Origin of the sequence: Tsuneonella flava (assembly GCF_002870965.1) — a bacterium.
GTDB classification, from domain to species: Bacteria; Pseudomonadota; Alphaproteobacteria; order Sphingomonadales; family Sphingomonadaceae; genus Tsuneonella; species Tsuneonella flava.
This window is the reverse complement of the sequence record NZ_PHSO01000005.1, coordinates 525,862-539,615: the sequence shown is the minus strand read 5'-3', so window position 1 is coordinate 539,615 and position 13,754 is coordinate 525,862. Positions and strand designations below refer to the sequence as shown.

Annotated in this window: 12 protein-coding genes and 1 pseudogene; 4 read left to right on the top strand and 9 right to left on the bottom strand. The window is 62.5% G+C overall.

Features of this window, described 5'->3' with window-relative positions; genetic code table 11:
• Positions 1-13: 13 nt before the first annotated feature.
• Both wecC and CV013_RS09530 read right to left on the bottom strand, forming a co-directional pair.
• Entirely contained in the window at positions 14-1,318 is a 1,305-nt protein-coding gene (gene wecC, locus CV013_RS09535; protein ID WP_102155007.1) for a UDP-N-acetyl-D-mannosamine dehydrogenase, read from the bottom strand.
• A 393-nt stretch (positions 1,319-1,711) separates the two neighbouring features.
• Positions 1,712-2,269, bottom strand: a complete 558-nt coding sequence (locus tag CV013_RS09530; RefSeq protein WP_223805193.1) for a response regulator transcription factor — start codon at positions 2,267-2,269, stop codon at positions 1,712-1,714.
• A 401-nt stretch (positions 2,270-2,670) separates the two neighbouring features.
• Between CV013_RS09530 and CV013_RS16025 the strand changes: the two are divergent.
• The 4 genes and pseudogenes from CV013_RS16025 to CV013_RS09515 form a co-directional block, all read left to right on the top strand.
• A pseudogene (locus CV013_RS16025) lies at positions 2,671-2,820 on the top strand (IS5/IS1182 family transposase); the annotation flags it as partial.
• 49 nt (positions 2,821-2,869) lie between these two features.
• Complete coding sequence (locus CV013_RS16020) at positions 2,870-3,220, top strand: transposase (protein ID WP_157935755.1); 351 nt, start codon at positions 2,870-2,872, stop codon at positions 3,218-3,220.
• 49 nt (positions 3,221-3,269) lie between these two features.
• A complete protein-coding gene (locus tag CV013_RS09520) occupies positions 3,270-5,582 on the top strand; it encodes an enoyl-CoA hydratase-related protein (RefSeq protein ID WP_102155004.1) in 2,313 nt (770 codons plus the stop codon).
• A gap of 12 nt (positions 5,583-5,594) precedes the next feature.
• Positions 5,595-6,572 (top strand): NAD(P)H-dependent flavin oxidoreductase, encoded by a 978-nt coding sequence (locus CV013_RS09515; protein ID WP_102155003.1) that lies wholly within the window; start codon positions 5,595-5,597, stop codon positions 6,570-6,572.
• Positions 6,573-6,611: 39 nt separating this feature from the next.
• Here the strand turns inward: CV013_RS09515 and CV013_RS09510 are convergent, their stop codons facing one another.
• Genes CV013_RS09510 through CV013_RS09480 form a run of 7 tightly spaced genes read right to left on the bottom strand, consistent with a single transcriptional unit; the run spans position 6,612 to position 13,748 of the window.
• Positions 6,612-7,706 (bottom strand): phosphotransferase, encoded by a 1,095-nt coding sequence (locus CV013_RS09510; RefSeq protein WP_190276468.1) that lies wholly within the window; start codon positions 7,704-7,706, stop codon positions 6,612-6,614.
• Entirely contained in the window at positions 7,658-8,830 is a 1,173-nt protein-coding gene (locus CV013_RS09505) for an acyl-CoA dehydrogenase family protein (RefSeq protein WP_102155002.1), read from the bottom strand. Before CV013_RS09505 ends, CV013_RS09510 begins: the two co-directional genes overlap by 49 nt.
• Positions 8,823-9,707: a crotonase/enoyl-CoA hydratase family protein gene (locus tag CV013_RS09500; protein WP_102155001.1), complete on the bottom strand. Its 885-nt coding sequence runs from the start codon at positions 9,705-9,707 to the stop codon at positions 8,823-8,825. Before CV013_RS09500 ends, CV013_RS09505 begins: the two co-directional genes overlap by 8 nt.
• Positions 9,708-9,722: 15 nt before the next feature.
• Positions 9,723-10,490, bottom strand: a complete 768-nt coding sequence (locus tag CV013_RS09495; RefSeq protein WP_102155000.1) for an SDR family NAD(P)-dependent oxidoreductase — start codon at positions 10,488-10,490, stop codon at positions 9,723-9,725.
• Between the two features lie 12 nt (positions 10,491-10,502).
• Positions 10,503-11,666 (bottom strand): acyl-CoA dehydrogenase family protein, encoded by a 1,164-nt coding sequence (locus tag CV013_RS09490; RefSeq protein ID WP_190276467.1) that lies wholly within the window; start codon positions 11,664-11,666, stop codon positions 10,503-10,505.
• 7 nt (positions 11,667-11,673) lie between these two features.
• Entirely contained in the window at positions 11,674-12,459 is a 786-nt protein-coding gene (locus tag CV013_RS09485; RefSeq protein WP_102154998.1) for an SDR family NAD(P)-dependent oxidoreductase, read from the bottom strand.
• An 11-nt stretch (positions 12,460-12,470) separates the two neighbouring features.
• Positions 12,471-13,748, bottom strand: a complete 1,278-nt coding sequence (locus CV013_RS09480; RefSeq protein ID WP_102154997.1) for an acetyl-CoA C-acetyltransferase — start codon at positions 13,746-13,748, stop codon at positions 12,471-12,473.
• Between the last annotated feature and the right edge of the window lie 6 nt (positions 13,749-13,754).

Sequence of the window (13,754 nt, the reverse complement as noted above, 5' to 3'; positions counted from 1 at the left end):
TCAGGAGGCGCGCTTAGCCCGCTTTGCGGAGCTCCACCGCTGGTTCCGCTACAGCGGGCTGATCGGGCCAGATACCGCGGGTGTCGTACACCACTTTATCGGCCCGCTCGGCCAGCGGGACGGACTTGAAAACCTCGTGGTCGACCAGCACGATCATCACGTCGCATTCTTCCAACGCCGTATCGATATCGATTTGCTGTGCGCCGGTCCCTTCGAATTCACGAGGTAATTCCATCGCATACGGCTCGACGATGTTGACCCGCTCACCATAGCGGCGGGCCAGCGTGGCCGCGACCAGCCGCGCCGGGCTTTCACGGAAATCGTCGATATTGGCCTTGAACGCCAGACCGAGGCAGGCAATCCGCGCCTTCGGATTGGCTTCCACCAGTTCCGCGGCACTAGCGATCACGTGGTGGATCTTGCTATCGTTGACCCCTCGCGCAGTGCGGATCAGCGGGGTCTGATCGGGAGCACCATGAACGATAAACCACGGATCGACCGCGATGCAGTGGCCACCCACGCCGGGACCGGGGGTCAGGATGTTCACACGCGGGTGGCGGTTGGCCAGCCGGATCACTTCCCACACGTCCAGCCCCATCGCATCGCTGACGATCGACAGTTCGTTCGCAAATGCGATGTTCACGTCGCGATAGGCGTTTTCGACCAGTTTGGTCATCTCCGCACTGCGCGCATCGGTGGTAACGCACGTGCCCCGCACGAAGCGTTTGTAGAAGCTTAGCGCCTTGCGCGCGCAGCGTGGTGTAATCCCGCCAATTGAGCGGTCGTTGTTGGTCAACTCTTCCAGAATGCGGCCCGGCAACACCCGTTCGGGGCAATATGCGATGGAAACGTCGGGAATGCCATCGGTCATTCCCGGCAGTTTCAGATCGGGGCGAGCCTGCGCGATCATATCGCGCATTGCCTCGGTCGTGCCGACCGGCGACGTCGATTCGAGAATGATCGTATCGCCTGCCTTCAGCACGGCGGCCACATTCCGCGCTGCCTCGAGCACATAGGAGGTATCGGGAGTGTGCGCGTCATCCTTGTGGAATGGCGTGGGCACGGCGATCACAAATACGTCGGCCGCGCGGACCTCAGTTCCCGCGCGCAGCAAGCCACGCTGTACAACGCCCTGCACCAGCCCATCGAGATCGACTTCCTCGATATGGATTTCGCCGCGATTGATCGTGTCGACGACAGTCTGGCTCACATCGACACCATGAACCGTCATCCCCGAACGGGCGATGACCGCCGCCGTTGGCAGGCCGATATAGCCAAGACCGATAACCGAAACTTCAGGCAAATTTTCGCCGCGCATGGTATTCCCTTGCTGATATTGCCTGCCCGCTGTGGCAGCAAAGGGTTGAGATTACGGTAACGATACTACGCTGTTTCTGATTTCCATATCATCGATCCTACGACTGGTGCACAACGCCAACAGGCTCTTTGGTATTACGGGTTTTTATCTAGTCACTGTTTGCAGCGATCTTAGTACTATCGCGCTAATTCGATAAAGCCGCTTCGATCCCCCGCGAGCGGCCGTTTGTTCTGTGCGCTTCCTGAGGCACGAACTTCGGAACCCAGGGCGTTGCCCACCCCCAACAGGGCGGTCGCCCGAACACAAGGCCCCACATACCGCCTGGCGGATGTGGGGCCAACTGTTGGTAGTGAAGAGGCCGAACCGAATATCAGCCCGCATCGCGCCAGCCGATCAGGCCTCGCCAGTAATGCCCAGAGTCATATCGCCACCTTCCATGGCGATACGCACGGCTTCGGCCGTCGAATGTGCATCCAGCTTGTTCAACAGGTTGGCGCGATGCAATTCGACAGTGCGCGGGCTGATCGACAAATTGCGCGCGATCACTTTGCTCGAATCCCCGCGCGATACATGCATCAGCACCTCCCGCTCCCGCTTGCTGAGCGGTTCAAGACGCTTGAGCGCACCGACACGCAAATCATGCTGTGCCCGCTCGCAATCGGACTGGGCGATCACTCGGTCAAGCCGTTCGCAAGCCTTCTCTCCGGTGAAAGGGTATTCGAGATAATCAGATGCCCCGTCACGGATAACATCGACGATTTCAGGCAAATCGCGCTGTTGACAGTAAACGATTACCGGGAACCACTGGTCGAACCGATCACGAAACGACACCAGGCCCTTCACTGCAGCGGGGTGCGACATATGAACGAAAATTGCCCCGATAGGGGGCCCCACAGCCAATAGCTCTTCAAGTGTTTCCATCGGTTGTGCAGCAAGACCTGACTTGGTCAATTCCCAAGTCAATTCTGCCCTGCGACGGCTTGAGCCATCCAATACGAACACGCGACGCTGCGATCCCATAGCCGATCCTCCCAAAATTCCGGCACCAGATAGAAAGTTATACGAACCTCATTAAAAATCCATTCCAGTAAAAATACCGACATGGGGATCCGGTTCCCGACAAACTTCCGCAATAGCGGATTTTATTTTATCTTTATAATCAAGGAGAAGTGGATCGACGAAAAGGTTTCGCGGTCAAACCGGTTTTGGCGTGGAGCAATATCGGCCCCTCAAGCAACGGGTGCATGAATAAGCAGGAGACCACCTTACTTCCCACCGCAGCCTTAGTTTGTGATGGGGCTTGGCAGTCCAGATCCCCAGGGTCAGAACCTATTGAATGGCAGGTCGGGATTATGCACGCCGTAACCGATGCCAATGACCGCCCCCTGAGTTTCTTCATCATGGAGGTCAGATCAGCGATTATTCGAGCGCAGCGTCCCTGCTCGCCTTCCTGTTCAAAGCAAAATGGATGCTCGCGGATCGAGGTTACGACGCCGAATGTTTCAGGGCCGTGCTTGAGCGGCCTGACTACCAAGATCCATGCGCTGGTCGATGGCCGGGGCATACCGGTCGGCCTGCATCTGCCGGCAGAGCTTCGCCTTCAGCGCCTTCCACTACCGCTATCGCAACCTGATCGAGCGCCTCTTCGAAAAACTCAAACACACCAGAGGATTGGCGACCCGCTACGACAAATGCGCCGACAGCTTCCTCGCCGCCATCAAAATCTTCTCAGCACCGTTGTGGATCAACGCTTTGAGTCTACAGCCTAGATCTACGACGAAGGATTGCGAAATTCTCCATTTCGAGTTCGCAAACCTTATGTTACCCACGCCACAGGCAGCCATAATCTCGCAAGCCAAAATATATTTGCCAGAATATCTACTGACGTTAGATTTGGCTTGACCCGCTCGCCAATTTTCCGAACACCGATGGAGAAATGGAGAGCGAGCGAATGACTGATCACGCAGTGATTGTGGGCGTCGGCGAATTTTGCGACCGCCCGCAGACGACTACAGAGGCGCTGGAACCCGTAGAACTGATGGCGCGTGCTGTACTCAGCGCATCGGACGATGGCGGGGCGCACGGTATTCTCAAGATCGTGGATACGGTCGATCTGATCGGTCTTGTCAGTTGGCGATACCGCGACCCGGTGACGGATCTGTGCCAGCGGCTTGGCATTTCCCCCCAGCGCGCGACCAATGCCAGCATGGGTGGGGAAACGCCGGTTCGGCTGATCCACGACGCTGCGATCGCTATCGAAGCCGGTCGCATCGGTGCCGCGCTGATCGTCGGCGGCGAGGCGATGAGCAGCCGGAGGATGGCCAAGAAGGAAGGCGCCAGACTCGACTGGACACCGCCGCCCTCGCGAGAGGAAACCGTTCGCTTCCCGAACAGCAGCTATCAGACCGCCCGGCCCGCGCGCGCTTTGGGGATGCTGGACCCAGCGCGTATTTATCCGTTCTACGAAGTCGCGACACAGGCCGAATGGGGCGAGACGCCGCAGGAAGGACAAAAGCGCTCGGCCGATCTGTGGGCCACCTATGCTGAGGTCGCTTCGCGCAATCCCAACGCCTGGATCGACAGTGCAGCCGGTAGCGAACAGATCGGGGAAGTTTCTCCAAGCAACCGGATGATCTGCTGGCCCTACCCCAAGCTGATGACCGCCAATCCGATCGTCAATCAGGCAGCGGCTGTGATCGTGATGAGCGAGCGCAAGGCGACGGAACTGGGCGTTCCGGCCGATCGCATGATCTACCTGCATGGCGGCGCGAGCGCGGAGGAGAGCGAGGACTATCTCGCGCGCGACAGCTTCAGCCACGCCACCGCGCAGGCCGCCGTACTCGACCGGGCGACGCAGATCGCGGGCGGGGTCGAGCATTTCGATCACCTCGAACTCTACAGCTGCTTTCCCGTGGTGCCGAAGATGGCGCTACGCACGCTCGGGCTCGATCCCGCCAGCGTCAGCCCGACGGTCACCGGCGGCCTCACCTTCTTCGGCGGGCCGCTGAACAATTACATGACTCACGCGACCGCCGCGATGGTGCGCCATCTGCGCGAGGACGAGGCCGGGCTTGGCCTGCTCTATGGCCAAGGCGGCTATCTGACGAAGCATCATGCGCTGGTACTGGGCACTGCGCGCCCCCATACTCCGCTGAGTGAGGATTACAGCGTACAGGAAGAGGCGGAGGCCGCGCGCCAGCCCGTGCCCGAACTGCTCGAAGACTATCGCGGCCCGGCCACTATCGAAACCTATACCGCGCCTTTTGCGCGGGACGGCGAACCTTTGCAGGGCATCGTCATCGCCCGCACGCCCGAGGGCAAACGTGTGATGGCGCGCGTGCCCGATACGGATACGCAGACGCTCGATCTTCTGACGTCGATGGAGCACAACGCCATCGGGACCACTGGTCAGGTGCGAATGGACCCGTTCGGCAAGCTCGTCTTCACCGCTGACGAAAATGCTGCCGAGCCGCAGCGCCGGTTCACACAGGTCGAACGCGACGGGCACCTGACCATCGTCACCATCAACCGGCCTGACGCGATGAACGCGCTCGATGCGGCAACCAATGCCGAGCTGGCGGAGATATTCGACGAATTCGACCGCGATCCCGATCAGTGGGTCGCGATCATCACAGGCGCGGGCGAGCGGGCGTTCAGCGCGGGCAACGATCTGAAGGAAACCGCCCGCCTGATGAAGCGCGGCGCGCCGATTGAAACGCCGCTGACGGGCTTTGCCGGGCTCACCGCACGCTTCGATCTCAGCAAGCCGGTGATCGCGGCGGTCAATGGCATCGCGATGGGCGGCGGGTTCGAAGTCGCGCTCGCCTGCGATATCATCGTGGCTGCAGAAAGCGCGACTTTCGCCCTGCCCGAACCCAAGGTCGGCCTCGCCGCACTGGCGGGCGGATTGTTGCGATTGCCGCAGCAGATCGGCACCAAGCAGGCGATGGGCATCATCCTGACGGGCAGAACCGTGAAGGCGGAGGAAGGCCTCGTGCTCGGCTTCGTCAACGAGGTCGCGCCGGAGGGCGAATTGATGGCCGTCGCACGCGAATGGGCGGACAAGATGCTCGCGGTCAGCCCGATGTCTCTGCGCGCATCCAAAGCGATCGTCCAGCGATCCCAGTCGGAGCCGGACCTCAAAGCCGCTTACAAGGCACAGGACAGATACCCCGAAACAAGGGCGCTCTTCCGCTCAACCGACGTGCGCGAAGGGCCAGCCGCCTTCGCAGAGAAGCGCAAGCCCCGCTGGACCGGAAAATAAGGACACACGCAGATGATCAAGACCCGTTTCACCGAGATGTTCGGTATCGAGCACCCGATCGCGCAAGGCGGCATGCAATGGGTGGGGACGGCCCAGTTGGTATCGGCGGTCGCCAATGCCGGTGCGCTGGGCTTCCTGACCGCGCTCACCCAGCCCAGCCCGGAGGAGCTGACCAAAGAGATCGCGCGCTGCCGCGATCTCACGGACAAGCCGTTCGGCGTCAATCTCACCATTCTGCCCTCGATCAACCCGCCGCCCTATGCCGAATATCGCGACGCGATCATCGAAAGCGGGGTGAAGATCGTCGAGACCGCAGGCTACAAGCCGCAGGAGCATGTCGATCATTTCAAGCAGAACGGCGTGAAGGTGATCCACAAATGCACCGCTGTGCGGCACGCATTGTCGGCGGAGCGGATGGGTGTGGACGCGATCAGCATCGACGGGTTCGAATGCGCGGGCCATCCGGGGGAAGACGATATTCCCGGCCTGATCCTGATCCCGGCAGCGGCGGACAAGGTGAAAATCCCGATGCTCGCCAGCGGCGGCTTTGGCGATGGGCGCGGACTGGTCGCGGCACTGGCGCTGGGCGCGGAGGGGATCAACATGGGCACCCGCTTCTGCGCCACCAAGGAAGCGCCGATCCATGACGGGATCAAGCAGGCGATCGTTGCCAATGACGAGCGCGCAACCGAACTGCTCTTCCGCAGCTATCGCAACACCGCCCGCGTGGCAAAGAACAGCATCGCGATGGAGGCCGTGAGTATCGAACGCGAAGGCGAACCCTTCGAATCCATCGCGCATCTGGTGAAGGGACAGCGCGGCAAGGAAGGGCTGATCAGCGGCGATCCCGAACATGGCATCTGGACCGCCGGGATGGTGCAGGGCCTGATCCACGACATTCCGAGCGTGCGCGATCTGGTCGACACGATTATCTCGGATGCGGAAGAGATCATCGAGGCCCGGCTAGCGCGGCAGGTGCAATCGGCCTGAGGACAACCAGCCTGACGATATGCGGAGGGCAGCGCCGGTTCAGGCGCGCATGCCCTCCACGATTCCCCGCGCGGAGCGGGCGAAATCGTCGAGGTTGCGAACCATGTCCGCCGCCTCGCCCGATGCCGCATTGCCACGGATCATGCGCCCCTTGATCCCGTGCAGGATCGCGGCGAAGCGGAACAGGTTGAGCGCGAGATAGGGCCGCAGGTCGGGCACCGCCTCGCGCCCGGTATTACGGCAATAGGCGGCGATGTATTCATCCTCCGACGGCAGGCCGAGCGCGGCGAGGTCTTTGCCCGCCAGGCTCCATTTCATGCTCGCCGGCGCGTGATACATCATCAGGTGATAGGCGAAATCGACCAGCGGATCGCCGATGGTCGACAGCTCCCAGTCGAGCACCGCGATCACGCGCGGTTCGCTTTCGTGGAAGATCAGGTTGTCGCAGCGAAAATCGCCATGCACCACCCGTCGTTCCGCTTCGGGAGGGGTGACGGTGTCGAGCCACTCAGCGAGGAAATCCATGTCGGCATTGCGCCCGGCCTCTTCGTCGGAACGATATTGCCGCGACCACAACGCCGCCTGCCGCGAGAAGTAGTTGCGCGTCGATCCGTAGTCTTCCAGCCCCGCCGCCAAAGGGTCTAGCGTGTGGAGCCGTGCCTGCACCGCGTTCATCGCGGCCATGTAATCGGCGCGCCCTTCCTTCGGCACAGATCCGAAGGTGCCGTCCCAGAAAATGCGGCCTTCGACATGGTCCATGACGTAGAACCACGACCCGATCACTGCGTCATCGGCGCACAGGGCGTGGATGTGCGGAACCGGATAGCCAAGCCCTTCGAGCGCGGTGATAACCCGCGCCTCGCGATCAACTGCGTGGGCACCTTTGAGCACCGGCCCGGCGGGCTTGCGGCGCATCACATAACGCCGCGCTGGCGTCGTCAGCAGGAAGGTCGGGTTGGACTGTCCTCCGGCGAACTGACTGACGCTGAGCGGCCCTTCGAAGCCCGGCACGTTGTCGTTCAGCCAAGCAATCAGCTTCGCCTCGTCGAAACCGGCATTCGCGCGCACGGCAACCGTTTCGCCGGTCACGCGCGTCCCTCCGCCTCGCGCTTGATCTTCTTGGCGAGCGACCATTTGTGGACTTCGGTCGGCCCGTCATAGATGCGGAAGGCGCGCACTTCGCGGAACACCTGTTCGACCACGTGATCGCCCGAAACGCCCGCACCGCCCATCACCTGCACGCAGCGGTCGGCGATCCGCATCAGGGCTTCAGACACCGCGACCTTCGCCATCGAGCTTTCGGTGGTTGCGGTGGAGCCTTGATCCAGTTCGCCTGCACACCAGTCGATCATCAACTCGCTCTGTTTGAGGTCGATTTTGTTCTCGGCCAGCATGAAGCCGACGCCTTCGTGATCGATCAGTGCCTTGCCAAAGGCCTGCCGCTTCACCGCGTAGCGTACCGCTTCGTCATTCGCCCGGTCGCATGCGCCCAGCCAGCGCATGCAGTGGGTGAGGCGCGCCGGGGCCAGCCGGATCTGTGCCAGCTTGAACCCCTCTCCCGGCGCGCCGAGGATCTGGTCGCCCGGCACACGGAGATTCTCGATCTCTACCACAGCATGACCACCGGGCATCGAACTGTCGATCGTGTCGAGCACCCGCACCGTGCGTATCGCATCGTCGGGCAAGTCGACGAGGAAGATCGTCGCGCCTTCTTCGGCCTTGGCCATGACAATGCCGACCTTCGCGCCGTCGCAGCCGGTGATGAACTTCTTGGTGCCGTTAATGACCCACTCGTTGCCGTCCTGACACGCGGTGGTCATCAGCATCGAGGGGTCGGAGCCTGCGCCGCCCCCCTCCGCCGGTTCAGTCATGAAGAAGGCACTGCGCGCATCGCCGCCGATCAGAGGCGCGAGGAAGCGGTCCTTCTGTTTCGCCGTCGCCGCACGTCCCAGCAGGAACATATTGCCCTCGTCCGGCGCGGCGATGTTCACCGCCACCGGGCCGAGCGGCGAATAACCCGCAGCGCGGAAGACGATTGCCGTCGATCGGTGGCTGAGATGCGATCCATCTTCGAAAATATGCGGGGTCAACACGTCTGCTTTGCGGGCCAGCGCGCGCATTTCCTGCACCAGACTCTCATCCGGCCCGTGGCCGCCACAGCGCGCGTCCTTTTCGAAGGGGATGATCTCTTCGCGCACGAATTGCGCGACGCTGGCGGCGATTTCCTGGCCGCGTTTCAGATCGTCGGTGTCAGTCATATTCGGGTTCCTGCGACCATGGGTAGAAATCGGGCATGTCGGTCGAGACCTTCATGGGAAAGTCTGCAGGCCGCTTTTCGAGGAAGGCGTTCACACCCTCGTTCGCATCTTCGGAGAGGCTACGCGAAAGGATCGCGCGACTATCGACGCGGTGGGCCTCCATCGGATGGCTCATGCCCAGCCCCTTCCACAACATCTGCCGTGTGAGGGCGATGGAGACAGGCGCGGTCTGGTCCGCGAATTCCTGCGCGATGGCGCGCGCGGTCGGGATCAGCTCGTCCTGCGGGACGACCGATTGCACCAGCCCGCCCGAAAGCGCTTCGGCTGCATCGAACACCCTCCCCGAATAGCACCAGCGCGCCGCTTGCGAGATGCCGACCACACGCGGCAGGAACCACGAGGATGCCGCTTCCGGCACGATACCGCGCTTGGCGAAGACGAAGCCGAAGCGTGCGCTTTCGCTCGCGATCCGCACATCCATCGGCAGCAGCATCGTCGAACCGACCCCGACCGCAGCACCATTGACCGCCGCGATCACCGGCTTCTTCAGCTCGTAGAGGCGCAGCGTCAGACGGCCGCCGCCATCGCGCGCGGCCGGGCTGGAATAGTTGAAGCTGCCGTCGGCATTGCGGACGCTCTCTTCGCCATCGGTCAGGAACTCCCCGGCTCCGTTCGAAATATCGGCACCGGCACAAAACGCCCTGCCATCGCCGGTCACGATCAGCGCGCGCACATCGTCATCGGCATCCACCCGGTCCAGCGCATCGAGCATCTCGCTCAGCATGCCCGTGGTGAAGGAGTTCATCTTCTCGGGCCGCGAGAGCGTGAGCGTGGCGATGCCGTCTTCGACCTCGTAGCGGATGGTTTTGTAAGCCATGAATGCTCTCCGGGTTTACAGGGTCTGACCGTCGTCGACGGTGAAATTCGCGCCGGTCGTGTTCTTGGCGGCGTCCGACAGCAGATAGAGCACCACGCCATCCAGCCCGTCCTCATCCAGCAGCCGGCGGCGCGGGAAGGTGCGGATGTGCTTCTGGCCGCTCTCGGTCGCGAACCAGTCGTGGTTAATGTCGGTCGCGATATAGCCGGGGGATATGCAGTTCACGTTCGGGCCAGTACGCGCCCATTCGCGCGCGAACAGTCGCCCCATGTGCGACACCGCCGCCTTCGATGCGCTGTAGGGCAGGATGCCCGGCGCAACGCTCTGCCCGGTGATCGAGGAGACGAGCACGATCCGCCCGCGCTCCGCCTGCCCGGCCTCCTGCATCCGGCGCGCAGCCTCACGCGCGGTGAGGAAGACGCCGCGCACATTGACCGCGAAGACCTGATCGAACTGCTCGACCGAAATGTCGAACACAGAGCCCGAATGCTCGATCCCGGCATTGGCGATGACCGTGTCGACCGTGCCGAATGCGGCCTCGGCGCGGTCGAACGCCTCCTTGACCGAAGCTTCCTCCGACACATCGAGCGCGACCGCGAGCGCCTGCCTGCCACCGGCACCAATATCCGCAGCGATCTGCTCCAGCCGATCCACCCGCCGCGCGCACAGCGCGACCCTCGCGCCTGCGGCGGCGGCGATCCGGGCGAAGCGTTCGCCCAGCCCGCCCGACGCGCCGGTTATCAGGACGGTTCGGCCAGCAAGCGTGTCATTTGCTTCGGTCATGTCAAGAAACCCTCATTTCAAAAGCGATCGCGCGATCAGCAGCTTCATGATCTCGGTCGTGCCGCCGTAGATCCGCTTGACCCGCACATCCTTGTACATCTGGGCGATGGGATATTCGCTCATGTAGCCATAGCCGCCGAACATCTGCTGGCAGGCATCGACGATCCGTTGCGCCGCTTCGGACACCCAGTATTTCGCCATGCTGGCATATTCGGCGGACAGCCGCCCATCGATCAGCCGAACGATGCATTCGTCGACGAAAGTCCGCGCAATCGTCGCTTCGGTCTTGCATTCGGCCAGCTTGAATTGGGTGTTCTGGAACTGGAGGATCGATTTGCCGAAAGCCTTGCGCTCCGCGACATAGGCAATCGTTTCAGCCAGCGCGGCTTCGATGATGGCCAGGCTTTCGCAGGCGATGATCAGCCGTTCCTTGGGCAGCTCCTTCATCAACTGGTAGAGGCCCTGCCCTTCTTCCCCGCCGATCAGATTGTCGGCGGGCAGGTACACATTGTCGAAGAACAGCTCCGACGTGTCGCCCATCTCGGTGCCGATCTTGTCGAGGTTCTTGCCGCGCGAGAATCCTTCCGCACCATCGGTCTCGACCACGAACAGCGAGATGCCCTTGCTCCCCGCATCGGGATCGGTCTTGGCGACCACGATGATGAGGTTGGCCTGCTGGCCATTGGTGATGAAGGTCTTCTGCCCGGTCAGGCGGTATCCCTCCCCATCGGCGACAGCCCTGGTACGGATCCCCTGAAGGTCCGATCCGGCGCCCGGCTCGGTCATGGCGATCGCGCCGGTGAACGTGCCCGAACACATGCCCGGTAGCCACCGCTCGCGCTGCGCCTGCGTGCCGTATTTCTCGATATAGGCGGCGCAGATCGCGTTGTGCAGCGGCACGCCGAAGCCTTCGGCCCCGGCAAGGCCGAACTGACGGATCAGTACCGCCTCGTGCCGGAAATCGCCGCCGCTGCCGCCATATTCGGCTGCAATCGACAGGCCAAGAAGCCCCGCCTCGGCACATTTAGCCCACGCGTCGCGGGAGACCATTCCGGCCTCCCGCCATTGCGCCAGCTTTTCGGACGTCAGTTCATCCTGAGCGAAGCGTCGCACCACTTCGTCGAACATGACGATTTCCTCGTCCGCCCAGCGTGACTCCTCGATACCTTCGAGCATGCTCGCCTCAGCGCGGAGCCATACGGATCGCACCGTCGAGACGCACATCCTCGCCGTTGAAATAGCCGCATTCGATCATCGTCATGGCGAGGCGCGCATATTCTTCCGGGTTACCGAGCCGCTTGGGGAAGGGAACGCTGGCCGCCAGCGCATCCTTCACGTTCTGCGGTGCGGATTGCATCAGCGGCGTGTTGAAGATGCCGGGCAGGATCGTGTTCACGCGAATGCCCTCGCTCATCAGGTCGCGGGCGATGGGCAGCGTCATACCGACGATGCCGCCCTTGGAAGCCGAATAGGCCGCTTGCCCCATCTGACCGTCTTCCGCCGCCACGGAGGCGGTCAGCACCATGGCGCCGCGCGCGCCGTCTTCACCGGGCTCCAGCGTCAGCATCCCGGCGGCCGATTTCGCGACGCAGCGGAAGGTGCCGACCAGATTGACCTGGATGATGGTGTTGAATTCATCGAGCGGATAGTGCTTGATCGACCCGTCGGTCTTGGACCGGCTCGCCGTCTTCTGCGCGCTGCCGATACCCGCGCAGCACACGAGGACGCTTTCCTGCCCCAGCTCGCTGCGGCTCTTGGCAAAGGCCGCGTCGACCGAAGCTTCGTCGGTCACATCGGTCTGGCAGAAGATTCCGCCAAGGCGCTTGGCCGTCTGCTCACCCAGATCGGCATTGCGATCGAAAATGGCGACCTTCGCGCCCTTGGCAGCAAGAGCGGCGGCCGTCGCCTCGCCCAGCCCGGAGGCCCCACCGGTGATTACTGCAACGGTATTTTCGTTCACTGAAGTCATGGTGTCTGTACTCACTTGTCCGCGTCGACAAAGCCGTCGACCTTTTCGATGATGATGGCGGGGGCCATGCCGCCTGCGGCGCACATGGTGACGAGGCCGTAGCGGCCACCGCTGCGTTCCAGCTCGTCAAGCACGGTGCCGACCAGAATCGCCCCGGTCGCGCCGATGGGGTGGCCGAGCGCGATCGAACCGCCGTTCACGTTGACCTTGTCGCGATCGAGATCGAGGTCGCGCATGAACTTCTCCGCTACCACCGCGAACGCCTCGTTGATTTCCCACAGGTCGATATCGTCGACCGTCAGCCCCGCCTTTTCGAGCACCTTCTTCGCAGCCGGAACGGGGGCGTTGAGCATCAGCGTGGGATCGTCGCCGATATTGGCGGTGGCGACGATGCGCCCGCGCGGTTTCAGATTGTTGGCCTTGGCGTAATCTTCCGAGACGACCAGCACCGCTGCCGCGCCATCGACCACGCCCGAGCTGTTGCCCGCATGGTGGATATGCTCGATCTTCACATCGGGATAGCGGCGGTTGATCTGTTTGCGGAAGGTGTCGCCCTTCTCGTTATACTCGTAGTCGGCGAGGCCCGTGAAGGACGGCTTAAGCTGGCCGAGCGCCTCTGCCGTGGTGCCGGGCCGGGGGAATTCCTCCTTGTCGAGCACGACATTGCCCTCGTGATCGCGCACGGGCACGAGCGATTTGTCGAACCGCCCCTCTTCGATTGCGATGGCGGCGCGGCGCTGGCTTTCGGCACCCAGCGCATCGAGGTCTTCACGCGAAATGCCCTCCATCGAGGCAATGGCATCGGCGCAGATACCCTGATGCGATTGCGGGTGGACCTGATCGAGGTGGGGGTTGTGCGAACCCATCATCGAGGGTTCGAGCCCGCCGGCAACAGCAGCCTTTTCGCGCTCGCTGGTGAAGCTCATCATCTCGGTCCCGCCGGCGATGACGCAGTCTTCCATCCCGCTCATGACCTGTGCGGCCGCCAGCGCGACCGTGCTGATCCCGCCACCGCAGAACCGGTCCAGCGTCATGCCCGAGGCTTTGACGTCATACCCGGCGTCGAGCGCAGCCATCCGCCCCAGATCGCCGCCCTGCTTGCCGCGCTGCGACGAGGTGGACCAGATGATGTCGTCGACGGTGGCGGTGTTGAGATCATTGCGCTCGGCAATGCTCTTGAGCACGGTCGCCGCCAGATGCTGCGGGTGCAGGTGCGCCAGCGCGCCCTTGCCAACCTTGCCGATGCCGCGCGGCGTGCGCACCGCGTCTATGATATATGCCTGTGTCATAAGCCT

Bases quoted from the DNA above. Each gene is read 5' to 3' on its own strand.
- wecC (WP_102155007.1), bottom strand. From the start codon at position 1,318: ATGCGCGGCGAAAATTTGCCTGAAGTTTCGGTTATCGGTCTTGGCTAT.
- CV013_RS16020 (WP_157935755.1), top strand. From the start codon at position 2,870: ATGGCCGGGGCATACCGGTCGGCCTGCATCTGCCGGCAGAGCTTCGCC.
- CV013_RS09520 (WP_102155004.1), top strand. From the start codon at position 3,270: ATGACTGATCACGCAGTGATTGTGGGCGTCGGCGAATTTTGCGACCGC.
- CV013_RS09515 (WP_102155003.1), top strand. From the start codon at position 5,595: ATGATCAAGACCCGTTTCACCGAGATGTTCGGTATCGAGCACCCGATC.
- CV013_RS09510 (WP_190276468.1), bottom strand. From the start codon at position 7,706: ATGGTCGCTCGCCAAGAAGATCAAGCGCGAGGCGGAGGGACGCGCGTG.
- CV013_RS09505 (WP_102155002.1), bottom strand. From the start codon at position 8,830: ATGACTGACACCGACGATCTGAAACGCGGCCAGGAAATCGCCGCCAGC.
- CV013_RS09500 (WP_102155001.1), bottom strand. From the start codon at position 9,707: ATGGCTTACAAAACCATCCGCTACGAGGTCGAAGACGGCATCGCCACG.
- CV013_RS09495 (WP_102155000.1), bottom strand. From the start codon at position 10,490: ATGACCGAAGCAAATGACACGCTTGCTGGCCGAACCGTCCTGATAACC.
- CV013_RS09490 (WP_190276467.1), bottom strand. From the start codon at position 11,666: ATGCTCGAAGGTATCGAGGAGTCACGCTGGGCGGACGAGGAAATCGTC.
- CV013_RS09485 (WP_102154998.1), bottom strand. From the start codon at position 12,459: ATGACTTCAGTGAACGAAAATACCGTTGCAGTAATCACCGGTGGGGCC.
- CV013_RS09480 (WP_102154997.1), bottom strand. From the start codon at position 13,748: ATGACACAGGCATATATCATAGACGCGGTGCGCACGCCGCGCGGCATC.